The sequence below is a fragment of the Streptomyces sp. NPDC051310 genome, from assembly GCF_044455245.1.
In the GTDB taxonomy this organism is placed as follows: domain Bacteria; phylum Actinomycetota; class Actinomycetes; order Streptomycetales; family Streptomycetaceae; genus Streptomyces.
Genome location: NZ_JBITEO010000009.1, coordinates 20,490 through 42,304 on the forward strand (window position 1 = coordinate 20,490; position 21,815 = coordinate 42,304).

At 73.8% G+C, this 21,815-nt stretch carries 22 protein-coding genes; 5 read left to right on the plus strand and 17 right to left on the minus strand.

Features of this window, described 5'->3' with window-relative positions; all coding sequences use genetic code 11:
- Positions 1-7 precede the first annotated feature (7 nt).
- The 3 genes from ACIA79_RS14975 to ACIA79_RS14985 form a co-directional block, all read right to left on the minus strand.
- On the minus strand, positions 8-1,198 hold the full coding sequence (locus ACIA79_RS14975) for a methyltransferase (protein WP_399428666.1): 1,191 nt from the start codon (positions 1,196-1,198) through the stop codon (positions 8-10).
- Positions 1,199-1,317: 119 nt separating this feature from the next.
- Entirely contained in the window at positions 1,318-1,755 is a 438-nt protein-coding gene (locus ACIA79_RS14980) for a GNAT family N-acetyltransferase (protein ID WP_399428667.1), read from the minus strand.
- Between the two features lie 55 nt (positions 1,756-1,810).
- Entirely contained in the window at positions 1,811-3,250 is a 1,440-nt protein-coding gene (locus tag ACIA79_RS14985) for a PLP-dependent aminotransferase family protein (protein WP_399428668.1), read from the minus strand.
- Between ACIA79_RS14985 and ACIA79_RS14990 the strand changes: the two genes are divergently transcribed.
- The gene (locus ACIA79_RS14990; RefSeq protein ID WP_399428669.1) at positions 3,249-4,169 is read left to right on the plus strand and encodes a DMT family transporter; all 921 of its coding nucleotides are present in this window, start codon (positions 3,249-3,251) and stop codon (positions 4,167-4,169) included. The two genes, ACIA79_RS14985 and ACIA79_RS14990, sit on opposite strands and share 2 nt — an antisense overlap.
- A 121-nt stretch (positions 4,170-4,290) precedes the next feature.
- Complete coding sequence (locus tag ACIA79_RS14995; protein WP_399428670.1) at positions 4,291-4,482, plus strand: DUF1918 domain-containing protein; 192 nt, start codon at positions 4,291-4,293, stop codon at positions 4,480-4,482.
- 50 nt (positions 4,483-4,532) lie between these two features.
- On the opposite strand, the gene ACIA79_RS15000 is transcribed toward ACIA79_RS14995, so the two are convergent.
- A complete protein-coding gene (locus tag ACIA79_RS15000) occupies positions 4,533-5,786 on the minus strand; it encodes a glycoside hydrolase family 10 protein (RefSeq protein ID WP_399428671.1) in 1,254 nt (417 codons plus the stop codon).
- A gap of 158 nt (positions 5,787-5,944) precedes the next feature.
- Between ACIA79_RS15000 and ACIA79_RS15005 the strand changes: the two genes are divergently transcribed.
- The gene (locus ACIA79_RS15005; RefSeq protein ID WP_399428672.1) at positions 5,945-6,808 is read left to right on the plus strand and encodes a 3-hydroxybutyryl-CoA dehydrogenase; all 864 of its coding nucleotides are present in this window, start codon (positions 5,945-5,947) and stop codon (positions 6,806-6,808) included.
- Positions 6,809-6,937: 129 nt separating this feature from the next.
- A complete protein-coding gene (locus tag ACIA79_RS15010) occupies positions 6,938-7,195 on the plus strand; it encodes a hypothetical protein (protein ID WP_031080007.1) in 258 nt (85 codons plus the stop codon).
- Positions 7,196-7,220: 25 nt separating this feature from the next.
- Here the strand turns inward: ACIA79_RS15010 and ACIA79_RS15015 are convergent, their stop codons facing one another.
- From ACIA79_RS15015 to infC, 10 genes are all read right to left on the minus strand, one after another.
- Complete coding sequence (locus ACIA79_RS15015; RefSeq protein ID WP_399428673.1) at positions 7,221-7,751, minus strand: NUDIX hydrolase; 531 nt, start codon at positions 7,749-7,751, stop codon at positions 7,221-7,223.
- 77 nt (positions 7,752-7,828) lie between these two features.
- Positions 7,829-9,169: a transcriptional regulator gene (locus ACIA79_RS15020; protein WP_399428675.1), complete on the minus strand. Its 1,341-nt coding sequence runs from the start codon at positions 9,167-9,169 to the stop codon at positions 7,829-7,831.
- 270 nt (positions 9,170-9,439) lie between these two features.
- Positions 9,440-10,492 carry a PP2C family protein-serine/threonine phosphatase gene (locus tag ACIA79_RS15025; protein WP_399428676.1) on the minus strand — a complete coding sequence of 351 codons (1,053 nt, stop codon included), beginning with the start codon at positions 10,490-10,492 and terminating at the stop codon, positions 9,440-9,442.
- A 202-nt stretch (positions 10,493-10,694) separates the two neighbouring features.
- Positions 10,695-13,223, minus strand: a complete 2,529-nt coding sequence (pheT, locus tag ACIA79_RS15030) for a phenylalanine--tRNA ligase subunit beta (RefSeq protein WP_399428677.1) — start codon at positions 13,221-13,223, stop codon at positions 10,695-10,697.
- Positions 13,223-14,347, minus strand: coding sequence for a phenylalanine--tRNA ligase subunit alpha (gene pheS, locus ACIA79_RS15035; RefSeq protein WP_399428679.1), 1,125 nt, complete (start codon positions 14,345-14,347; stop codon positions 13,223-13,225). Before pheS ends, pheT begins: the two co-directional genes overlap by 1 nt.
- Before the next feature lie 139 nt (positions 14,348-14,486).
- The gene (locus tag ACIA79_RS15040) at positions 14,487-15,644 is read right to left on the minus strand and encodes an ATP-binding protein (protein WP_399428680.1); all 1,158 of its coding nucleotides are present in this window, start codon (positions 15,642-15,644) and stop codon (positions 14,487-14,489) included.
- Positions 15,645-15,699: 55 nt separating this feature from the next.
- Positions 15,700-16,554 carry a TrmH family RNA methyltransferase gene (locus ACIA79_RS15045; RefSeq protein WP_399428681.1) on the minus strand — a complete coding sequence of 285 codons (855 nt, stop codon included), beginning with the start codon at positions 16,552-16,554 and terminating at the stop codon, positions 15,700-15,702.
- A 104-nt stretch (positions 16,555-16,658) separates the two neighbouring features.
- Positions 16,659-17,045 carry a 50S ribosomal protein L20 gene (gene rplT, locus ACIA79_RS15050; RefSeq protein WP_058944927.1) on the minus strand — a complete coding sequence of 129 codons (387 nt, stop codon included), beginning with the start codon at positions 17,043-17,045 and terminating at the stop codon, positions 16,659-16,661.
- 104 nt (positions 17,046-17,149) lie between these two features.
- Positions 17,150-17,344 (minus strand): 50S ribosomal protein L35, encoded by a 195-nt coding sequence (gene rpmI, locus ACIA79_RS15055; RefSeq protein WP_010476245.1) that lies wholly within the window; start codon positions 17,342-17,344, stop codon positions 17,150-17,152.
- Positions 17,345-17,470: 126 nt separating this feature from the next.
- The gene (infC, locus tag ACIA79_RS15060; RefSeq protein WP_399428682.1) at positions 17,471-18,181 is read right to left on the minus strand and encodes a translation initiation factor IF-3; all 711 of its coding nucleotides are present in this window, start codon (positions 18,179-18,181) and stop codon (positions 17,471-17,473) included.
- Between the two features lie 290 nt (positions 18,182-18,471).
- Between infC and ACIA79_RS15065 the strand changes: the two genes are divergently transcribed.
- Positions 18,472-18,846, plus strand: coding sequence for a DUF1844 domain-containing protein (locus ACIA79_RS15065; protein WP_031080027.1), 375 nt, complete (start codon positions 18,472-18,474; stop codon positions 18,844-18,846).
- A 44-nt stretch (positions 18,847-18,890) separates the two neighbouring features.
- On the opposite strand, the gene ACIA79_RS15070 is transcribed toward ACIA79_RS15065, so the two are convergent.
- Genes ACIA79_RS15070 through ACIA79_RS15080 form a run of 3 tightly spaced genes read right to left on the minus strand, consistent with a single transcriptional unit; the run spans position 18,891 to position 21,747 of the window.
- Positions 18,891-19,622: an SseB family protein gene (locus ACIA79_RS15070; protein ID WP_399428683.1), complete on the minus strand. Its 732-nt coding sequence runs from the start codon at positions 19,620-19,622 to the stop codon at positions 18,891-18,893.
- Positions 19,623-19,642: 20 nt separating this feature from the next.
- Entirely contained in the window at positions 19,643-20,827 is a 1,185-nt protein-coding gene (mycP, locus tag ACIA79_RS15075) for a type VII secretion-associated serine protease mycosin (protein WP_399428684.1), read from the minus strand.
- On the minus strand, positions 20,824-21,747 hold the full coding sequence (locus ACIA79_RS15080) for a hypothetical protein (RefSeq protein ID WP_399428877.1): 924 nt from the start codon (positions 21,745-21,747) through the stop codon (positions 20,824-20,826). Before ACIA79_RS15080 ends, mycP begins: the two co-directional genes overlap by 4 nt.
- Between the last annotated feature and the right edge of the window lie 68 nt (positions 21,748-21,815).

Genomic DNA, 21,815 nt, shown 5'->3' on the forward strand with positions numbered 1-21,815 from the left:
CCGTGGATCAGCGCTTCGTCGCGCGCAGGACGACGAACTTGGGGTCGCTCGCGACCACGTCGCAGTTGCCGAAGAGCCGGCGCAGCGTCACGTGGTAGCCGAGGTGCCGGTTGCCGATGACCCACAGCTCGCCGCCGCGGCGCAGTGCGCGGCGGGCGCCCGTGAACATGCGCCGGGCCGTGCGGTCGGTGGTGGCCTGGTGGCTGTGGAAGGGCGGGTTGTTCAGCACCAGGTCGACGGAGCCGGCCGGTACGCCGTCGAGCCCGTCGCCGACGAGGAACTCCGCCTTGGTCCCGGGCGCCGCGCTCGCCCGGAAGGTCTCCTCCGCCGAGGCCACCGCCTGGTACGACTCGTCGACCAGGAGCAGCTCGGCGTCCGGGGCGGCCAGCGACACCGCGAGCCCGACGACGCCGTTGCCACAGCCCAGGTCCACGACCCGGGAGCCGGCGAGATCCGTCGGCAGGTGCCGGAGGAAGAAGCGCGTACCGATGTCGAGGCGGTCGGCGCAGAAGATGCCGGCGTGGTTGACGACCGTGCGGCCGGCGACGGCGCCCGGGGCGTCGGCGGGCAGCGCGTACCGGTGCGGCCAGGGGCTCGGGGTCCGCGGCAGGTCCGGGTCCGGCGTGGCCAGGATGAGCCGGGCCTTCCTGACGGCGAGGGAGGTGCGGGTCGGCCCGATGATCCGCTCGAACAGCTGCAGCGTGGAGGTGTGGATCTCCTTGACCATGCCGGTGCCGGCGACGACCGTACCGGGATGGACCGCGGGGGCGATCCGGTGGAGCTGGTCCTCCAGGAGCGCGAGGCTCTTGGGGACGCGCACGAGGAGCACGTCGATGCGCTCGGGCGGGGTGTCACGGGTGGTCAGCAGCCGGACGCGGGACGCGTCGGCACCGTTGCGGGCGAGGTTGGCGCGGGTCGCCTCGCGGGTCAGGTGCGAGTCGGTGATCTGTACGGGGCCGAGGTGGGCGAGCGAGGTGACCAGCGCGCCCCACCGGTCGCCGACCACGGCCACGGTGCCGGCGGGCGCGGGCGCGCCGGGAAGGTCATCCTCCCCGGACGGGAGCCATGCGGGGTGCTCCTCCGCGAGGTGCCGCAGCAGGTAGTCGTCGGCGGCGTCCCACGCGCGCAGCGGGTCGCGCGGGTCCTCGGGGAAGCGGGCGAGCTCGACATCGGCCCATGACGTGGTCAGACGGTTCATCGTGCTCTCAGGCTAGCCGCTCCCCCGCGCCCGGCCGGACCCGGAGCGCTCCCCCGCCCCGCGCCGGGGCCGGCGGCCCCGCACGGCCGCCGGCGCCGCCGCCCGCCGGGGTCCGCGTGCTACGCGAACCCCAGCGCCATCCAGTGCGCGGGGACGTCCAGGGCCTTGAAGCCGGCCTTCTCGTACACGCCGTGCGCGTCCTCGGTGGCGAGGAGGATGCGCTTGATGCCCAGTGGGGCGAAGTGGTCGCGCACCGCTTCGACGAGGGCGGTGCCGAGGCCGATGCCGCGGGCGGAGCGGTCGACGTAGACGTCGCACAGCCAGGCGAAGGTGGCGTGGTCGGTGACGGCGCGGGCGTACGCCACGAGCTCGCCGGACGCGGTCTCGTACGCGCCGAAGTTGAGCGACCCGTCGATGGCGCGGTCCTGCTTGTCGCGGCTGCGGCCGAGCGCCCAGTACGCGTCGGTCGACAGCCAGTGGTGGATGCGGGCGCGGTCGAGGCGGGCGGGGTCGGTGGAGATCTCGTACGCGTCCAGGGCTGTCGTCTGCTCGTCCATGATCGGACTGTGGCAGGCACGGGGCCGGTTGTCAGTGGTGCGTGCCACGCTCGTCTCAGGACCGCAGTTCGTCGTGGGCGGCGCGCAGGCGGCGCACGCCTTCGGCGATCTCGGCCGGTCCCGCGACGCCCGCGAAGCTCAGGCGTACGTGGCCGGCGGGGGGTTCGGCGCAGAAGTAGGGGCGGCCGGGGGCGACCGCGACGCCCGCGCGCAGGGCGGCGGCGAGCAGGGCGGGCTCGTCGGTGGTGTCGGGGAGGCGGAGCCAGAGCTGCTGGCCGCCGGAGGGCAGGTGGGGCAGGGCGAGTTCGGGCAGGTGTCGGGCGAGCGCGGCGGCCATGGCGGTGCGGCGGGACGTCAACTCGGCCGATACGGACCGCAGGTGACGGCTCCAGGAGGGGGATCCGACGAGTTCCAGGGCGGCTTCCTGGAGGGGCCGCGGTACGAAGAAGGTGTCGACGACCTGGATGGCGCGCAGCCGCCCCAGCACCGGGCCGCGCGCGGCGAGCGCGCCGACCCGCAGGCTGGGCGAGGCGACCTTGGTGAGCGAGCGGACGTGGACGACGACGCCGTCCGGGTCGTCGGCGGCGAGCGGTGCGGGGAGCGGGCCCGCGTCCTCGTGGGCGAGGCGGCGGGCGAAGTCGTCCTCGATGACGAACGCGCCGGCCGCGCGGGCGATGCGCACGACCTCGCGGCGGCGGTCGGCGGGGAGGACCGCGCCGGTGGGGTTCTGGAAGAGCGGCTGGGAGACGAAGACGCGGGCTCCGGTGGCCCTGAAGGCGGCGGCCAGCAGGTCGGGGCGGACGCCGTCGCGGTCGGTGGGCACGGGGACGGGGCGCAGCCCGGAGGCGCGGGCGACGGCGAGCATGCCCGGGTAGGTGGGCGATTCGACGAGGACGGGGGTGCCGGGCGGGGCGAGGGCCCGCAGTGCGGTGGTGATCGCGGACTGGCCGCCCGCGGTGATCAGGACGTCGGCCGCGGTGACGGAGCCGCCGATCTCGCGGGCGAACCATTCGCGCAGCTCGGGCAGGCCGTCGGTGGGCGGGCGGCCCCAGGCGCCGGGCCGCCGGCCGGCCCGGGCGAGGGCGGCGGCGAGGGCCCGTTCGGGCTGGAGGGAGGGGTGCAGGTACCCGCCGTTGAATTCGATGACGCCGGTCGGGGGCGCGGCGAGCGTGACGAGGACGCCTGAGGCGTCGACGGAGCGCGGTACGAGCTCGGTCGCCGAGTCGGCGCTCAGGGCGACCTCCTGCCAGGAGGTGTCACCGGGGGGCGGGGCGCTGTCGGTGCGGGGCCGGGCCCGGAAGGCGCCGGCGCCGGGGCGGGTGACGACCAGCCCTTCGGCGGCGAGCTGTGCGAGGGCGCGCGAGACGGTCACCGGGGAGACGCGGTGGCGCTCCACGAGCGCCCGGCTCGACGGCAGCTTTCCACCGGGCGGGTAGCGGTCCAGCTCCCGCTTCAGCGCATCCGCCAATTCCGCGACACTGCTACGCTCTGGCATGACAGCACAGGATAGCGCTACTCGTCCGGCCCCGATAGCGGTCACGGCTCCGCCCGTGCAGGGCGCCCGCGGCGGCACCCTGCTCGCCCTGCTCGGGGTCGTCGCCTTCTCACTGACTTTCCCCTCCACCGTCTGGGGGCTGGAGAGCTTCGGCCCCTGGTCGCTCGTCGCCGTGCGCAGCACGCTCGCGGCGCTGATCGCCGGAGCCTTCCTGCTGGCGCTGCGCGTACCGGTCCCCGACCGCCGGCACTGGGGCGGGCTCGCGGTGGTGGCCGGCGGCGTCGTGGTGGGCTTCCCGCTGCTCACCACGCTGGCGCTGCGGACGTCGACCTCCTCGCACGCCGCGGTGGTGGTGGGGCTGCTGCCACTGACGACCGCCGCGTTCGCCGCGGTGCGCACCGGCAGGCGGCCGTCCCGGGCGTTCTGGGCGGCGGCGCTGGCCGGGGCGGCGGTGGTGGTCGTGTTCACGCTCCAGCAGAGCGGCGGCGGGCTGTCGGCCGGCGACCCGTACCTGTTCGGCGCCCTGCTCGTGTGCGCCGCGGGCTACACCGAGGGCGGCCGGCTGGCCCGGGTGATGCCGGGCTGGCAGGTCATCGGCTGGGCCCTGGTGCTGTGCCTGCCGCCGGCGGTGGCCGGTTCGGCGGTCGCGCTCGCCGCGGAACCGGTGCGGCTGACCGCCCACGGCGTGATCGGCCTGGCCTGGGTGGCGGCGGGATCCACCTTCTTCGGCCTGTACGTCTGGTACCGGGGGATGGCGGCGGTCGGCATCGCCCGGGCGAGCCAGCTCCAGCTGGCCCAGCCGCTGCTCACGCTGGTCTGGTCGGTGCTGCTGCTCGGGGAGCCGCTCTCGGCCGCCGCACCCCTGGCGGCCGGAGCGGTGCTGGTGTGCATCGCCGTCACCCAGCGGACCGGCTCCTGAGCCGCTCCCGAAGTGACATAGGGCGCATCTACGGACGTAAACTCCTCATACGGGCACATCCGGCAGTCCGCACTGAACTGCGCAACCCCCAGGCAACAGACCGGCGCGAGGAGGTCACTCGATGCACGCGAGCAAGGGCGACAAACTGACGGTGCACGGCAGGCACGTCGGCCAGCACGACCGGACGGCGGAAGTGGTCGAGGTGCTGGGCCAGGACGGGAACCCCCCGTACCGCGTCCGCTTCGAGGACGGGCACGAGACCGTGATGTCGCCCGGCCCCGACAGCGTCGTCCGGCACAAGGAACCGGGCTAGAGCCCGCCTGGAGCCCGCCTTCCGGACCGGGCCCCGGCGGGCCGGCGGCGCTACGGACGGGCCGCCCTAGGGTAGTGATCGGCCACCACCCTGGCCATCGCCCCGATGCGGTCCGTCATCACCTCCTTGGCCGAGAAGAAGACATGGCCCCGCACGCGGTGGTGGTCCTCGGCGAAGGTGAGGTGGCGGGAGAGTTCCGCGGGGTCCTGCCAGGCCGCGGGCTGGGCCGGGTCGCCCGCCTTGTACAGCGCCTCCCCGACGTACAGCCGGACGTTGGTGCCCCGGACGACGTCGTCCCACCAGGGCACCAGGGTGGCGTAGTCGGCCGGGGCGAATCCGATGTGCCAGTACAGCTGCGGCACCACGTAGTCGATCCAGCCCTCCTTGACCCAGGTGCGGGTGTCGGCGTGCAGATCGTCGTAGGTCTGGACACCGGCCCGGGTGTCGGAGCCGAGCGGATCGGTCGTCGCGTTGCGCCACACCCCGAACGGGCTGATCCCGAACGCCGTGTGCTTCCGGGTCTCCGCGATCCCGTCCGCCATCTCGCGCACCAGACGGTCGATGTTGTCCCGCCGCCACGCGGCCCGGTCCGGGAAGCCGGAGCCGTACTCCTCGTACGCCTCGTCGTCCGCGAAGGTCTGGCCGGCCACCGGGTACGGGTAGAAGTAGTCGTCGAAGTGGACCGCGTCCACCGGGTAGCGGCGCACGGCGTCGAGCATCGCGTCCTGCACGAAGCACCGCACCTGCGGCAGGCCCGGGTTGTAGTAGAGCTTCCCGCCGTAGGGCAGGACCCAGTCGGGGTGGACCCGGGCCGGGTGGCCCTCGGCGAGCCGGGACGGATCGGTGTGGTTGGCGACCCGGTACGGGTTGAACCAGGCGTGCAGTTCCAGGCCGCGCCGGTGCGCCTCCTCGACGGCGGTGCCCAGCGGATCCCAGCCGGGGTCCCTGCCCTGCACCCCGGTGAGGTACTGCGACCACGGCTCGTACGGCGAGGGCCACAGCGCGTCGGCCGTGGGCCGCACCTGGAAGATCACCGCGTTCAGCCGCCGCTCCACGGCGCTGTCGAGGCGGGCCAGCAGTTCGGCGCGCTGGGCGTCGGCCGGGAGACCCGGCCGGGAGGGCCAGTCCCGGTTGGAGACCGTGGCCAGCCACATCCCGCGGAACGCCTTGTTGCGGGCCCGGCGCCGCTCGCCCCGGGCGGCCGGGAGCCGCCGGGCTGCCGCGCCCGCGCCGCCCGCCACCATCAGTGACGCCAGCGCCCCCGCCGCGCCCGCCACCAGACCCCTTCTTCGGATGTGCCGCATATGTCACCCCTTACGGGTTGGGTTGTCCGGACGTCCCCGCAGAGCATGCCCGCCCCGGCCCGCGCTCCACCGGTGCGAACGGAGTAACGTCGGGGGGTCGAGGCGGGCGCCGGAATCACACGGAGGACCTGCCACCGGGAAACAGCGAAAGGCACGATGTGACCGACATCGAACGCGTCGGAGTGGTCGGCTGCGGCCAGATGGGCGCCGGCATCGCGGAGGTGTGCGCCCGCAGCGGCCTGGAGGTCAAGGTCGCCGAGACCACCGGCGAAGCGCTGGAGATCGGCCGTACCCGGCTGTACAACTCGCTCGCCAAGGCCGCCGAACGCGGCAAGATCACCCAGGAGGAGCACGACGCGACGCTGGCCCGGCTCAGCTTCACCACCGACCTCGGCGAGTTCGCCGACCGCGACCTGGTCATCGAGGCGGTCGTGGAGAACGAGCAGGTGAAGACGGAGATCTTCCAGGTCCTCGACCAGGTGGTGACCCGCCAGGACGCGATCCTCGCCTCGAACACCTCCTCCATCCCGCTGGTGAAGCTGGCCGTGGCGACGTCCCGCCCGGACCAGGTCATCGGCATCCACTTCTTCAACCCGGCCCCGGTGCAGCAGCTCGTCGAGCTGATCCCGGCGCTGACCACCTCCGAGGGGACGCTCAGCCGCGCCCAGGCGGCGGTCGAGAAGGTGCTGGGCAAGCACGCGATCCGGGCCCAGGACCGCTCCGGCTTCGTGGTGAACGCGCTGCTGATCCCGTACCTGCTCTCCGCGATCCGGATGTTCGAGTCGGGCATCGCCAGCCGCGAGGACATCGACAACGGCATGGAGATGGGCTGCGCCCACCCCATGGGGCCGCTGAAGCTCGCCGACCTCATCGGCCTGGACACGGTCGCCTCCGTCGCCGACTCGATGTACGCCGAGTACAAGGAGCCGCTGTACGCCGCTCCCCCGCTGCTGCAGCGCATGGTCGACGCGGGCCGGCTCGGCCGCAAGACGGGCTCGGGCTTCTACCCGTACGGCTCGTAACGCAGCGCCACCGGTTTTCGCACGGGGTGTGCGGAGCGTGTTCGCATATGCCCTTCGCACACGCTCCCCGCGCCCCTGTGCGGGGAGTTGACTCGGATCCGCTCGGACAACGAAGAGGAGCGGAAAACCGTGACCACCGACCCCGAACACTTAGCGGCCGTCGAGGAGTTCGCAGAACTGCGCCGCTGTCTCGACGTCGGCCTCGCCCGGATCGACGGGCAACTGGCGCTGCTGGCCCAGCGCCACGGCCAGATCGACCGTGATCTGACCGATCTGGCCGCGCGCGTCGCGGCGCTGGAGCACGCCAAGTGGCCCCTGCCCACCGTCTCCGTGCTGACCACGGTGGGCGCCCTGGCCGTCGCGGTCTGGCAGGGCCTCGGGCGCTGAACCGGCGGCTGCCGGTCCGGCCGCGTCAGCCCAGCCGCAGATGGTGCAGCATCAGCAGCCCGGCCGCCATGTTGGCGGCCGGGACCTCGCCCCGGGCGATCATGTCCGGGACCAGCTTCAGCGGGATCCACTCACGGCGCGACGACTCGAAGTCGTCCTCGGGAGGCCCGGTGTACGTGGCGTCCTCCGCCCAGTAGAGGTGGTGGCGGGCGTCGGTGAGGCCGTTGGAGGGCTCCACGGTGAGCAGGTGGCGCAGCGGTCCCGGCCGCCAGCCCGTCTCCTCCTCCATCTCCCGCGCCGCGGCCGCGGCGATGTCCTCGCCGTCCTCGACGACGCCGGCGGCCAGCTCCCACCCCCAGCTGTCGGTGATGAAGCGGTGGCGCCAGAGCATCAGCACCTCGTTCGCCTCGTTGACGGCGGTCGCCACGGCGACCGGGCGGAGCCGGATGAGGAAGTGGTCGAGGTGGCGGCCGTCGGGGAGGGCGACGTCCGCGAGGTTCACCTTGAACCAGCGGTTCTCATACACAGTCTGTTCGTTTAAGTTCGTCCACTGCACGTTTCTGCCACCTTCCGACAAGTCGATGGCAATATCGCAGCAGCTACCTGCTCACGAGGAAACTCGTGCCCCGGCCGTCAGAGCGGAACGCGCAACGCCCCGTCGATGCGTTCGGCCGCTTCCCGCGCCTCCCCGCACCCGCTCTCCACCAGGTGTTCGCGCACGGCGCGCAGCCGGTCCCGCAGCCGCTGCGACTCCATCCCCCGGGCCCGCTCGGCCATTTCGACGGCGGTGCGCGCGGCCCGGTCGGCCTCCCCCTGCCGCAACTCGATCTGGCTGAGCATCGCCAGCCGGTGGACCCGCCCCCGATCGTGCGCCGGCGTGCGGACGGCGGCCGTCGCGTGTTCCCGGGCACCGCCGAGTTCCCCCAGACTGAGCAGCGCCTCGGCCACCTGCACGTTCACCAGCCCCGGCTGCACGTACCCCGTCTCGTCCGGCTCGCGGCCCGGCCGGATGCGCTCCGCCTCCGCCTCCGCGTGCCGGATGCACCGCAGGGCACTGGAACCGTCACCGAGGTGCGCGTACGCCTTCGCCTGCATCGCGTACAGATCCGCGGCGAGCGCCGGGGTGATCTGCTGCCCGGCCGAGCGCAGGGCCGCCTCGGCGAACGCCACCGCCTGCCGATACTCCTCCATGAACAGCGACTGGTTGACCAGCAGCGCGATGACGTACGCGCCGAGCCCCCGGTCCCCGCTCGCCTTCGCCAGCCGCAGCGCCTGGTGGAAGTAGCGCTGCGCGAGGCCATGGGCGTCGGAGTCGTACGCGCAGATGCCGGCCACCGCCACCAGCCCGCCGGTCGCGCGGTGCAGCTGGCGGCCCAGGGCGTCGCTGTAGGCGCCGCGCAGGAGCGGCGCGGTCTCCGCGTTGAGGAACCCGACGATCCGGGCGCGCGTGGCGATGCCGCCCGCCTTCCGGTACATCAGCTCGTAGTGCGCCCGCGCCGCGCGCAGCATCTGGATGTCGGAGGCCGAGACGCGCGTCCGGCCGTCGCGCGAGACGTCGGCGTCCTCCGGCGGGTTCTCCCACTCCCACACGGGCATCACCGCGGGCGTGCCGGTGACCGCCGGGGCGCCCAGCATGTGCGGCCGCTGCTGCTCGTCGGAGCGCCACAGGGCGGTGGCCCGCTCGACGAAGCCGGACAGCGGCGAGCCGTGCGGGGCGGCCCCGTCCCCGGGGACACCGAGCCCGATGTCGTCGAGCGTGACGGGGCGGTGCAGCCGCGCGCCGAGCACCTCGCAGATCAGGTCCGGCACCTGGCCGCGCGGCCGCTGGCCCTTCAGCCAGCGGGCGACGGCGGTGTGTTCGTACCGCAGGGCGAGGCCTCTGGCGCGGCCCGCCTGGTTGACGTGCGCGGCCAGGCCGGCATGGGAGATGCCCGCTTCGTCGAGCAGGGCGTCGAGCAGGGTGTTGGGCTGCATGGGGGCCCCTTCGAAGGCTCGGTGCGCCCAGCGTAGTGGAGTCGCATTCGCACGGGGTGTGAACGGAATGCCCGTATCCGTGCCCCGCGTGCTCTCCCGCCATGCCCCGGGCGCCGGTTGACTGAGCGGTCTCTCACAGAGGCGGCAGGGTCACCGGCTCCCCCTCGTACAGTGCGGTGGCCCGCCGACGCGTCGTCCGTCCTGCCGGATCTGCCCGACACTCCGCGGCAGGGCGGGCGGCGCCGGCCGCACCGACCGTCCCTGGAGCCGCTACCGATGGGAGGGTGCGGGCCGGGTCCGGCGCAGCCCGTGTTCCGCGGACTGCGCCGGCACCGGCGCGCGGTCGTTGCGTACGACGAGCAGGGCCACGTCGTCGGTGAGCCGGCCGCCGGTGTGCCGCAGCAGCGCGGAATGCACGCTGCGGATGACGGCGGCGGGTGCCGCGCCGGTCGCGGCGGCCCGCGCCAGCACCTCGTCCAGCCGGAAGAACTGCCCCGCCGCGTTCCTCGCGTCCTCGGCGCCGTCCGTGTGCAGGAACAGCGCCTGGCCGGGCAGGAGCCGGCCGCACCGGTGCACGGGCAGGGCGCCGGGGAGCGGGAAGGCACCGAGCGGCGGCAGCGGGTCGTCGGGCGCGACCGGTTCGGCACCGGGGCCCAGGAGGTAGGGCCAGGGGTGCCCGCAGTTGAGCGCCAGGACCTCCCCGTCCCGGCCGATCTCCAGCAGCAGGACGGTGACGAACTCCTCCGCCGACGGGCTGTGCCCGTACCGCCCGCCGAACGCGGGGTGTTCCTCGCGCGCCCGCTCGCGCAAGTGGCGCGACAGCGCCCGGTCCAGCCGCCGCAGCACCCCGTCGAGCCGCTCCTCGTCGTACGCGGCTTCCCGGAAACTGCCGAGGACGGCCGCGGCCGCGCCGAGAGCCCCGAGCCCGTGGCCGCGCACGTCGCCGATGACGAGCCGCACGCCGTGCGGGGTGACGACCGCCTCGTACAGGTCGCCGCCGACGGACGCGCCGCGGGCGGCGGAGAGCTGGCCCGCGGCGGCGGACAGGCCGTCCAGCCGGGGCGGGAGCGGGCGCAGCAGCACCTGCTGGGTGGCGTGGGCGATGGCTCTGACCTGCCTCAGCTCGCGCACCAGGCCGTAACGGATGCCCAGCACCAGCCCGGTGCCGACCGTGAAGAAGACCACGCTGGTGGCGATCCGGGTGGCGAGCCCTTCCTGCTGTGCCAGCGGACAGGTGAGCTTCCACAGGACGGCGACGCCGCCCCAGACGGCGGGCGGCGCGAGCGGGGCGAGGCGACGAGGCCAGGATCGCGTACGGATCATGCGGACCGCCCTTCTTCAGGCCCCACTCGCGGTCGGGACGAGTCTGTCGATCGTCCCCGTCCGGGGGGAAAGTGCACCAGACTTCCCACTCGAACGAGTGACGCGCGGATCACCCGTGGTGGGTCCGGCGAACAGCGGCGGAGGACGGAAGAAGGGGCATGCCCGGGGTTGCGGGCATGCCCCTCCGGGCGGCGATCGGCCGTCAGGCGCCGCGCAGCACCGCGCCCGTGCGCTCGGTGGCCAGCGCCACCGCGGCGTCGCGGGCGGCCGAGGCCTCCTCGACGGTCAGCGTCCGGTCGGCGGCGCGGAAACGCAGCGCGTACGCCAGGGACTTGCGGCCCTCACCGATCTGCTCGCCGGTGAAGACGTCGAACAGCCGGATGTCCTCCAGCAGTTCGCCGGCGCCTTCCCGCAGCGCGCGCTCGACCTCGGCGGCCGGCACGTCCTGGGCGACGACCAGTGCGACGTCCTGCGTGGCGACCGGGAAGGTGGAGATCCGCGGCGCCCGCAGGGCACCGGCGGACGCCCGCTCGACGGCGTCGAGGTTCAGCTCCATCGCGCAGGTGCGGGCGGGCAGGTGCAGCGCCTTGACGACGCGCGGGTGCAGCTCACCGGCGTACCCGACGATCTGCTCCGCACCGTCGGCCACGACCGCCAGCTCCGCGCACCGGCCGGGGTGCCACGGCCCGTACTGGCCCTGGCGCACGATCAGCTCGGCGCCGGCCTCGCGGGCGACGGTCCGCGCGGCCTCGACCGCGTCGGCCCAGTCCGCCGGGCGGTCCTTGCCCCACCAGCCGGCCTGCTCGCGCGCCCCGGCGAGGACGACGGCGACGTGGCGCGGCTGCTCGGGCAGCGGAGCGTTGAGCCGTGCGATCTCCTCGTCGGTGGGACGGCGGTCGACGGGCAGCACGATCGTGGTGCCCGCTTCACCGGCCGGGTGGAAGACCAGCCCGGTCTCGAACAGCGCCAGGTCGTGGCTGCCGCGTCCGTCGTTGCGGCGCAGCGCGCCGAGCAGCCCGGGCAGCAGCGTGGTGCGCATCGCCGGCTCTTCGTCGGAGAGCGGGTTGACGAGCCGGACCACCGTGCGGTTCGGGTCGTCCGCCGCCAGGCCCAGCTGGTCGAAGACCTGCTCCGCGACGAAGGGGTAGTTGGGCGCCTCGACGTACCCGGCACCGGCCAGCGCCCGGCCGACACGGCGGTGCAGCCGCTGGCGGGCGGTCAGCCCGCGGCCGGACGGCGGCTGGGGCAGCGTGGACGGGAGGTTCTCGTACCCCTCCAGCCGGATGACCTCTTCGGCGAGGTCGTTCGGGTGGGCGAGGTCGGGGCGCCACGACGGCACGGTGACGGTGAGCTCGTCCTGCCCGTAGACGTCGCAGCCGACCTCCTGCAGTCGGCGCACGACGGTCTCGCGGCCGTAGGAGACGCCGGCGACCCGGTCGGGGTGGTCGGCGCGCATCGTGACCGTGCGCGGCGCGGACGGCGCGATGACCTCGGTGACGCCGGCCTCGGCGGTGCCGCCCGCGAGGAGGACCAGCAGGTCGACGGTGCGCTGCGCCGCGGCGGCCGCGGCCTGCGGGTCGACACCGCGCTCGAAGCGCCGGGACGCCTCGGAGGACAGCTTGTGGCGGCGTGCCGTGCGGGCGATGGAGATCGCGTCGAAGTGCGCCGCCTCGATGACCACGTCGGTGGTCCCGCGCACCTCGCCCGTCTCCGGGTCGGTGACGGAGTCGGCGATCTCGGTGTTGGCGCCGCCCATCACGCCCGCGAGGCCGATGGGCCCGCGGTCGTCCGTGATGACCAGGTCCTCGGCGTCGAGGACGCGCTGGGCACCGTCGAGCGTGGTGATCTTCTCGCCGGGCTCGGCACGGCGCACGCCGATCGCGCCCTGGACGCGGGTGCGGTCGTAGGCGTGCAGCGGCTGGCCGAGTTCGAGCATCACGTAGTTGGTGACGTCGACGGCGAGTGAGATCGGCCGCATGCCGGCCTTCTGCAGGCGGCGGCGCAGCCAGATCGGCGAGCGGGCCTCGGGGTCGAGCCCGACGACCGTCCGCGCGGTGAAGCGGTCGCAGCCGACGGGGTCGGTGACCTTCACGGGATAGCCGTACGAGTTCGGCGCCGGCACGTCGAGGAGGGCCGGGTCGCGCAGCGGCAGCCCGTAGGCGGTGGCGGCCTCGCGGGCGACACCGCGCAGGGACAGGCAGTAGCCGCGGTCCGGGGTGACGGCGATGTCGAGGACCTCGTCGTGCAGCTCCAGCAGCTGCTCCGCGTCGATGCCGACCTCGATCTCCGGCGGCAGCACGATGATGCCGTGAGTGCCGTCGTCACCCATGCCCAGCTCGTCACCGGAGCAGATCATGCCGCGGGACATCCGGCCGTACGTCTTGCGCTCGGCGATCTGGAAGTCACCGGGCAGGACCGCGCCGGGCAGGGCCACGACGACCTTGTCGCCCACGGCGAAGTTGCGCGCCCCGCAGATGATCTCCTGGGGCTCGCCGGTGCCGTTGGCCGCGCCGACGTCGACGGTGCAGAAGCGGATGGGCTTCTTGAACTCGGTCAGCTCCTCGATGGTGAGGACCTGGCCGACGACCAGCGGGCCCTTGAGGCCGGCGCCGAGCTGCTCGACGGTCTCCACCTCGAGACCGGCCGCGATGAGCCTGGTCTGTACGTCTCGGCCGGTCTCCGTCGCCGGCAGGTCGACGTACTCCCGCAGCCACGAAAGCGGGACCCGCATCAGATCTCCATCCCGAACGGCCGGGTGAACCGGACGTCACCCTCGACCATGTCTCGCATGTCTTCGACGTTGTGGCGGAACATCAGCATCCGCTCGATGCCGAACCCGAAGGCGAATCCGCTGTACTTCTCGGGGTCCACGCCGCAGGCGGTGAGCACCTTGGGGTTGACCATGCCGCAGCCGCCGAGCTCGATCCAGCCCTCGCTGGAGCAGGTGCGGCAGGGGCGGTCCGGGTTGCCGACGGACTCGCCGCGGCACACGTAGCAGACCATGTCCATCTCGGCGGACGGCTCGGTGAAGGGGAAGAAGTTCGGCCGCAGCCGGGTCTTCATGCCCTCCCCGCCGAAGAGCGCCTGGACCATGTGGTCGAGGGTGCCCTTGAGGTCCGCCATGGTGAGGCCCTCGTCGACGGCGAGCAGCTCGACCTGGTGGAACACCGGGGTGTGCGTGGCGTCCAGCTCGTCCGTGCGGTACACGCGGCCGGGGCAGATCACGTACAGCGGCGGCTCGCGGTCGAGCATGGAGCGGACCTGGACGGGCGAGGTGTGGGTGCGCAGCACGACGCCGGAGCCGGACGTGCCCTTCTCGTCGGCGACGAAGAAGGTGTCCTGCTCCCCGCGGGCGGGGTGGTCGACGGCGATGTTGAGCGCGTCGAAGTTGAGCCACTCGGACTCGACCTCGGGGCCCTCCGCGACCTCGTAGCCCATGCCCACGAAGATGTCCTCGAGGCGCTCCATGAGCGTGGTGAGCGGGTGGCGGGCGCCGGCCGGGGTGCGGTCGTAGGGCAGTGTGACGTCCACGGCCTCCTCGACCAGCACATGGGCGTCGCGCTCGGCCTCCAGCTCGGTCTGGCGGGCGGCGAGTGCCTTGTTCACGGCACCGCGGGCCTGGCCCACGCGCTTGCCGGCCTCGGCCTTGGCGTGCGGGGGCAGGGCGCCGATCTCCCGGTTGGCGAGCGCGAGCGGCGAGGCGGGTCCGGTGTGCGCGACCTTGGCCTCGTGGAGCGCGTCGAGGTCACCGGCGGCGGCGAAGGCGGCGAGCGCCTCGTCCCGCATGCGCTCGATCTCTTCCGGTTTCAGTGCCTCGACCTCGACAGGGTCGTACGACTTATTGGGTGCCGACATCTCTTCCCGTACTTCCGATGGGCTGGCTGGGGCCCCCGCTCGACGACCGAGGACGCAAAGGTGCCAAAGGACGAGTCTAACGGGGTATGGGGTGGCGGGTGCGCCGCGGATCAGCCCGTGGACTCCTGTGCCGCCTCTGTCAGGTCAGATAGGCGGGGGCGCCCACGGGCAGCGTAAATCGGAACTCGGCGCCGCCGGCCGGTCCCCGGCCGACGGTGATCGTCCCACCGTGCGCCTCGACGATGCCCTTGACGATGTACAGGCCGAGACCGGTCCCGCCGCGCTTGCTGCCCCGCCAGAAGCGGGTGAACACGCGGCCCATCGACTCCTCGGGAATGCCGGGTCCTTCGTCGCTCACGGTGACGGCCGTTCCCTTCTCGTCGTCGGTGCCGGTGGGTGCCACCTCGATGGTGACGGTTCCCTCGCCGTGCCGCACCGCATTTTCGAGCAGGTTGCCCAGCACCTGGTCGATCTTGTCGGGGTCGGCCCACAGATCGGGCAGCGGGCGGCGCACGCGGACGAAGAACCGGTCCGGGGACTGCCCCCGGGCGGTGTGGGCCTGGATGTGGCGGCCGACGGCGGCGGCGATGTCGACGGGCTGGCGGCGCACCTCGAGGCGGCCGGAGTCTATTCGGGAGATGTCGAGCAGCTCGGCGATGAGCCGGGTGACGCGGTTGGCGTCGGCGTCGACCGTCTCCAGCATCAGCCGCTTCTGGTCGTCGGTGAACCGCTCCCACTTGGCGAGCAGGGTCGCGGTGAAGCCCTTGACGGAGGTGAGCGGGGAGCGCAGTTCGTGGGCGACGGTGGCGATCAGCTCGGCGTGGCTGCGCTCGGTGCGGCGGCGCGCCTCGGTGCCGCGCAGGGTGACGACGACCTTGCGGACCGGCCCGGTGGGGTGCTCGCGGACGTACGTGGCGGCGACGAGGACCTCGCGGCCACCGGGCAGCAGCAGGTTGCGCTCGGGCTGCCGGACGCGGATGGCGAGCCCGCCGTAGGGGTCGGTCAGCTGCCACCAGCGGCGGCCCTTGAGGTCCTCCAGAGGGAGGGCGAGCTCCAGGGGGCGGCCGAGGGCCTCCGCGCGGGGCACCGCGGTGATGCGCTCGGCCGCGGTGTTGAAGCACACGACGCGGCCGTGCTCGTCGGCGACGACGAGGCCGTCGGGCAGCTCGTCGGGATCGTACGCGTGGCCCGCGGGCGCGGCGGCGGGCGTCCCGGCCTCGCCGGGCGTTCCGCAGGCTCCGGGCACGTCCAGTAAAGCGCCCGGCGCCGCCGCCGGCCTGCTCGTCCTGAGCGTCATCCCCGCAATCCCACCCCTCCGTCTAGCGCAGTGGGCCCCCGAGCCCGTCAGCCTACTAGGTGGAGGTGACGGAGCGGCACCCTCCGGCAGCGCGCTGCGCACGGGCGGAGCCGTAGAGACATACGGCCGCGGCGGTCGCCAGGTTCAGGCTCTCGGCCTTGCCGTGGATCGGTACGCGCACCACGGCGTCGGCGAGCGCGCGGGTCTCCTCGGGCAGGCCCCAGGCTTCGTTGCCGAAGATCCAGGCGGTGGGACCGCCCATGGTGCCCGCGTCGAGCTCGTCGTCGAGGTCGGCCTCGCCGGCCCCGTCGGCGGCGAGGACCCGTACGCCCGCGCGCCGGAGTCCGGCGACGGCCTGCTCCACGGGGACACCGACGGCGACGGGGAGGTGGAAGACGGAGCCGACCGAGGCGCGCACGGCCTTGGGGTTGTACAGGTCGACGGAGGCGTCGGTGAGCACGACGGCGTCCGCGCCGGCGGCGTCGGCGCACCGCAGCACGGTCCCGGCGTTGCCGGGGTCGCGTACGTGGGCGAGCACGGCGACGAGCCGGGGGCGGCCCGTGAGGATGTCCTCGAAGGGCGAGTCGAGGAAGCGGCAGACCCCGAGGAGCCCCTGCGGCGTGACGGTCTGCGAGACCTCGGCGAGCACGGCGTCGGAGGCGTGGTGGACGCGGGCGCCGGTGGCGCGGGCGGCCGCGACGATGTCGGCGTACCGCTCGGCGGCGTCCAGGGTGGTGAAGAGCTCGACCAGCGTCGGCTCGCCTCCGCTGCGGTGCGCGACGGCCTCCCGGACGGCCTGCGGGCCCTCGGCGATGAACAGCCGCTCCTTGCCCCGGAAGTTCCGCTTGGCGAGCCGCCGGGCGGCGACGACGCGCGGGGATCGCGGGGAGATCAGCTCGGGGGTGCCCATGGTGGTCGGCGGCTCTCTCTATCTCGTACGCGCGGAGGTGGAACAGACCGGACCCGCAGGCGCGGGGCCTGCGGGTCCGGGCGGAAGCACTGCTGCCTGGGAGATCAGGCGGCGGCCTTCGGGGCGTTGACGTCGCTCGGGAGCGCCTTCTGGGCGGCCTCGACGAGCGCGGCGAACGCGCCCGCGTCGTTGACGGCGAGCTCGGCCAGGATCTTGCGGTCCACCTCGATGTTGGCGGCCTTCAGACCCTGGATGAAGCGGTTGTAGGTGATGCCGTTGGCGCGGGCAGCGGCGTTGATGCGCTGGATCCACAGCTGACGGAAGTCGCCCTTGCGCTTCTTGCGGTCGTTGTAGTTGTAGACGAGGGAGTGGGTGACCTGCTCCTTCGCCTTGCGGTACAGGCGGGAGCGCTGGCCGCGGTAACCGCTGGCCTGCTCGAGGATCGCCCGGCGCTTCTTGTGGGCGTTGACTGCCCGCTTGACGCGTGCCACGTGTTAACTCCTTGTAGCGGGGCCGTGGTTGGACTCACACGACCCGGAAACGATTGGGTCCCGGTGGTGACCGGATGCCCTCGTCACCGAGGGCGGGAGGTCAGTCAGATGCCCAGCATCTTCTTGATCTTGGCGCTGTCACCCGGGGCCATCTCGGCGTTGCCGGTGAGGCGACGCGTCAGCTTGGACGACTTGTGCTCGAGCAGGTGGCGCTTGCCGGCGCGCTCGCGCAGCACCTTGCCGGAGCCGGTGATCTTGAAGCGCTTCTTGGCACCGCTGTGCGTCTTGTTCTTCGGCATAGCGCCGTTCTCTCCTCGTCAGTGGCGCTCCCAGCCGGTCCGGGGACCGGCGCGCGGGAGCGTCAGATGTATCGGTTGCATCCCGGGCGGGTGCCCGGGAAACAGGCCTTCGGCGGGGCCTCGGGCCTACGGGGCGGACTGCTCGGCCTCGGCGGGCACCTCGGCCTGCGCGTCCTCGTCCGCCTGGGCGGGCTGGCCCTGGCGCTCCGCCTTGCGGGCGGCCTGCGCCTCGCGGGCCTCGGCCATGGCCTCGGTCTTCTTCTTGTGCGGACCGAGAACCATGATCATGTTGCGGCCGTCCTGCTTCGGGTTCGACTCGATGAACCCGAGGTCCTGGACGTCCTCCGCCAGCCGCTGCAGCAGCCGGTAGCCGAGCTCCGGCCGGGACTGCTCGCGACCACGGAACATGATCGTGATCTTGACCTTGTCGCCCTGCTTGAGGAACCGGACGACGTGACCCTTCTTGGTGTCATAGTCGTGCGGGTCGATCTTCGGCCGGAGCTTCATCTCCTTGATGACCGTGTGCGCCTGGTTCTTGCGCGCCTCACGGGCCTTCATGGCCGACTCGTACTTGAACTTCCCGTAGTCCATGAGCTTGCACACGGGCGGGCGGGCGTTCGCCGCGACCTCGACGAGGTCGAGGTCGTACTCCTGCGCAAGCTCCAGGGCCTTGGCAAGCGGAACAATCCCGACCTGCTCGCCGCTGGGACCGACAAGTCGCACCTCGGGAACGCGAATCCGGTCGTTGATGCGGGGCTCGGCGCTGATGGATCCTCCTCGGTAGCACCACGCGACCGCCTGGCGGACGGACGCGTAACGTCTGTTGTGTGAGACCAACCGCGCCGGTGCATGAAAAATGCCCCGGACGGGACACAGGCGGGGCTCCTCGTGCTACCGGAGCACCGCCACGGCGTACCGCGGGGCGCACATTCGGGCGGCACCATCGTCCGTACGGAACGATGGTCGCCACCTGACCGGTGACCCGCCGTCCCGGAGGACGGCCAGGTGGGAGAGCGGAGCCTCCACTTGTGGGCCGGAGCACGAGTCGTGTCCGGCCGGTCGTCACACCAGGTTACCAGCTCCGGCCGGGTGCGGCTAACCGGGAGAGGGCGCCTATCGTGGGCGTCATGAGTGACGCCACGCCGAGCAACCCCTCCGCCTCCGAGACCACCGACTTCGAGACCATGACCCGCGACATCGCGGAGGTCCCCGCGGTCGAGGTGATCGTGACGGTCGCCGTCAACCTGATGAGCGCCGCGGCGGTGAAGCTCGGGCTCACCGAGGAGGGCGACGAGCACAAGGACCTCGACGAGGCGCGCAAGCTGGTCCACGCGCTGGCGGGCCTGCTGGACGCGAGCGTCACGGAGATCAGCTCGTTCCACGCGGCGCCGCTGCGCGACGGCCTGAAGTCGCTGCAGCTGGCGTTCCGCGAGGCGTCGGTCGTCCCGGACGAGCCGGGGCAGGGGCCGGGCGAGAAGTACACGGGGCCGGTGTTCGGCTGAGCCCCCCGCGGCTCGGGCCCGGGCAGGGGCCGCGGCCGCGCAGGTCAGTTCCGTACGTAGAAGGGCTCGCCCGGGGGCGTGGCCGCGGCCGGCAGGAGTGCCAGGTCGAGGCCCCGCACCAGGCGGGCCCTCAGTGTTTCGTCGGCCGCGAGCGCGCGGGCGACACGGCCGGCCGCCTCGGCGGGCACCGCGTCGGGAGCCAGGACCAGGGCGAGCGTCCCGTCCGCGGCGCCCCGGCCCAGGTGGGCCCGCAGCACCGCGGGCTCGGCCGCCACCACGTCGCGCACGGCCCGCGTGACGGCCGGGTCGGCGAGCGGGTCGGTGGTCGTACGGCCCTCGGCCAGGGCGAGCAGGGCCCGTCCGGTCAGCTGGTACGGCACGGGGCCCGCGAGGTCCAGCACCAGCGTGTCCGCCTTCTCGTGCGCGGCGGCCTGCAGCGCCTGGTGCAGCGGTACGGCGACGGGGCGGGCCTGCGGGTCCCAGAGCGCCAGGGACGCCAGGGAGGTGAAGGCGGGCAGCGCGCGGCGGTCGCCGGCGGTGAGCGTCGGCACGGCCATGTCGCTGGTCTTCTCGCGGCGCAGCCCGTTCTCGTCCTCCTCGACCTCGCCGAGGACGGCCACGACCGGGACGAGCAGCCGGGCGCCCTTGAGGGCGGCCAGCACGCGCGGTTCCGCGGACCGGTCCGCGGCCCAGGCGGCGAGGGCCGCCGAGAGCTCGGGGTCGGCGGTGCCGTCGTCGTCGGAGAAACCGGGGTCGGGGATGTTCTTGAGCGCCACGCGTCGAGCCTAACCGGGTCTCAGCGGCGTGCCGCGCCGCCCCCGCGCCACAGCACCACCGCCACCGCCACCAGCGCGACGCCGACGCCGCCGGTGACCGGGGCGAGCAGCCCGAGGGCCGTCCGCTCCGCCTGTGCCGCCACCGGCCCGTCGCCGAAGTAGCGCCCCGTGTAGCCGGAGGTGACGGCCTTGGGGTCGCCGGGGCGCAGCTTCGCGCCCGCGGCGATCGCGGCGGCCGGGTCCACCGTCCCGTACCCCTTGTCGTCGTCGTGGCCGCCGCCCGCGGGACGGTCGCGGGCCGTGTCCGTGAGCAGCTTCTTGATCTGCGCGGGGGTGAGGTCCGGGTGGGCGGAGCGGACGAGGGCGACGGCTCCGGAGACGAACGCGGAGGCCGCGCTGGTGCCCCAGCCCTGGTAGTACTTGCGGTCCGGGTCCGCGATGACGATGTCGACGCCGGGTGCGCTGACGGTGGCGTACCAGCGGCTGGTCGAGAAGGCCGCGTGCGTGCCGTAGCGGTCGACGGCGGTGACGGCGATGACCCCCGGGTAGGCGGCGGGGTAGGAGATGTGGTCGCCCTTCTCGCCGCCGTTGCCCGCCGAGGCCACCACGGACACGCCCTTGGCCAGGGCGTACTGGACCGCGGCGTCCTCGGCGGCGTCGGCGTGGGCCGACTTGCTGTCGTCGCCGAGGGAGAGGTTGATCACGTCGGCGCCCTGGTCGACGGCCCAGCGGATGCCCCGGGCGAGGGCGGTGCCGCGGGTGGCGCGGGCCTTGTTGCGGGCGGGGTCGGTGCCTTCGAGGATGACGCGGACGGGGAGGATCCGCGCCTCGGGCGCGATGCCGAGGACTCCGTCCTGGTTCCCCGGGCCGTGGCCGTGGCCCGCGATGATGCCGGCCATGGCGGTGCCGTGGCGGGCCCACGCGCGGTCGCCGGAACCGGCGCCGAAGCCGATGAGGTCCTTGCCGGGCAGGACGTTGCCGGCGAGGTCGGGGTGGGTGGGGTCGACACCGGTGTCGAGGACGGCGACGGTGATGCCCGCGCCCTTGGTGGTGCGCCACGCCTCGGCGGTGTGCAGCGCCTCCAGGCCCCACTGCTGGGTGCGGATCGCGTCGGCGTGGGCGGGGGCGGCGGGCAGCACGGTCAGACCCGTGGCGATCCCGGTCGCGAGGAGGGCGGCGAGGATGCGGGGGCGTCGTCGTCTCACGTCGGCTCCTCGGCGGTCCGCCGGGCCACCGCCACGCGCAGGCCCCGTTCGATCCGGTCGGCGATGCCCTTGGCCTCGTGGCCGAGCCCCGCCTGGGCGGCGGCGGTGGTCCGGCCGGCGGCCATCGCCTCGGTGGCGGGCTGCGGGTCGGGCACGGTGCGGCCGTCGGCGAAGCCGGACACGGCGTAGACGACCACCGGTGCTTCGGTGAGCACCCGCACCCGCCAGCTGGCGCGCTGCTCGTCGCCGAAGCGCGCGGCGACGGTGCCGGGCGCCGGGAGGGTGCGGGGCATCAGGTCGGTGCGCTCGTCGAGGCCCTCGTCGCCGAAGCGGGCGTGCAGGCCGGCCATGGCAGGGGCGTCGGCCTCGGTGAAGACCATGCCGACGGTGGTGACGCTGGTGGACGTGGCGTCGGTGTACGTGGCGCGCAGTACGCGCGCGCAGCCGACGGGTTGCAGCGCCTTGACGAGCAGCGGGTCGAGCGCGCCCGCGCAGGGGCCGTCGGGCGCGACGGCGACGCGCGACCAGACCCGGTCGGCCCGGCCGGGTCCGGCTCCGTCACCCCGCAGCGTGCGCGGGAAGAGGGTGTCGACGGGGGCGCTGTGCCAGAGGGTGCGCGCCTCGGAGTAGGCCGTACGGGAGGGGGCCCCGGTGTCGGCGTCGCCCACGAGCCACGCTCCGGCCGCGGCCCCGCCGATGCACCCGAGCCCGAGGACGAGGCAGGCGAGGGCGGCCCGGGCCCGCCCCGGGTGCCGCTCCTGGACGGGCCGCAGGCGGGTGGTGGTCTCCACGGGGGCTTCGGCGGGGGGCGGCCCCCAGTACGACGGCTGCGTCCCGTACGCCCCGGCTCCCGGCGCGGGCCCGAGGGTGACGGCCCCGACGGGCCGCCGCCGGGTGGGCTCCGCCGGTACGGGCCGCAGGCGTGTGGTGGTCTCCGTCGCCGGACGCTCGCCCGCGGCGGGCACGCCGGCCGGGTGCGGCGGCCGGG

What these genes read in the sequence shown, in the direction of transcription:
- ACIA79_RS14975 (WP_399428666.1), bottom strand. Translation starts at nt 1,198, where the DNA reads ATGAACCGTCTGACCACGTCATGGGCCGATGTCGAGCTCGCCCGCTTC.
- ACIA79_RS14980 (WP_399428667.1), bottom strand. Translation starts at nt 1,755, where the DNA reads ATGGACGAGCAGACGACAGCCCTGGACGCGTACGAGATCTCCACCGAC.
- ACIA79_RS14990 (WP_399428669.1), top strand. Translation starts at nt 3,249, where the DNA reads ATGACAGCACAGGATAGCGCTACTCGTCCGGCCCCGATAGCGGTCACG.
- ACIA79_RS14985 (WP_399428668.1), bottom strand. Translation starts at nt 3,250, where the DNA reads ATGCCAGAGCGTAGCAGTGTCGCGGAATTGGCGGATGCGCTGAAGCGG.
- ACIA79_RS14995 (WP_399428670.1), top strand. Translation starts at nt 4,291, where the DNA reads ATGCACGCGAGCAAGGGCGACAAACTGACGGTGCACGGCAGGCACGTC.
- ACIA79_RS15000 (WP_399428671.1), bottom strand. Translation starts at nt 5,786, where the DNA reads ATGCGGCACATCCGAAGAAGGGGTCTGGTGGCGGGCGCGGCGGGGGCG.
- ACIA79_RS15020 (WP_399428675.1), bottom strand. Translation starts at nt 9,169, where the DNA reads ATGCAGCCCAACACCCTGCTCGACGCCCTGCTCGACGAAGCGGGCATC.
- ACIA79_RS15025 (WP_399428676.1), bottom strand. Translation starts at nt 10,492, where the DNA reads ATGATCCGTACGCGATCCTGGCCTCGTCGCCTCGCCCCGCTCGCGCCG.
- pheT (WP_399428677.1), bottom strand. Translation starts at nt 13,223, where the DNA reads ATGCGGGTCCCGCTTTCGTGGCTGCGGGAGTACGTCGACCTGCCGGCG.
- pheS (WP_399428679.1), bottom strand. Translation starts at nt 14,347, where the DNA reads ATGTCGGCACCCAATAAGTCGTACGACCCTGTCGAGGTCGAGGCACTG.
- ACIA79_RS15040 (WP_399428680.1), bottom strand. Translation starts at nt 15,644, where the DNA reads ATGACGCTCAGGACGAGCAGGCCGGCGGCGGCGCCGGGCGCTTTACTG.
- ACIA79_RS15045 (WP_399428681.1), bottom strand. Translation starts at nt 16,554, where the DNA reads ATGGGCACCCCCGAGCTGATCTCCCCGCGATCCCCGCGCGTCGTCGCC.
- rpmI (WP_010476245.1), bottom strand. Translation starts at nt 17,344, where the DNA reads ATGCCGAAGAACAAGACGCACAGCGGTGCCAAGAAGCGCTTCAAGATC.
- ACIA79_RS15065 (WP_031080027.1), top strand. Translation starts at nt 18,472, where the DNA reads ATGAGTGACGCCACGCCGAGCAACCCCTCCGCCTCCGAGACCACCGAC.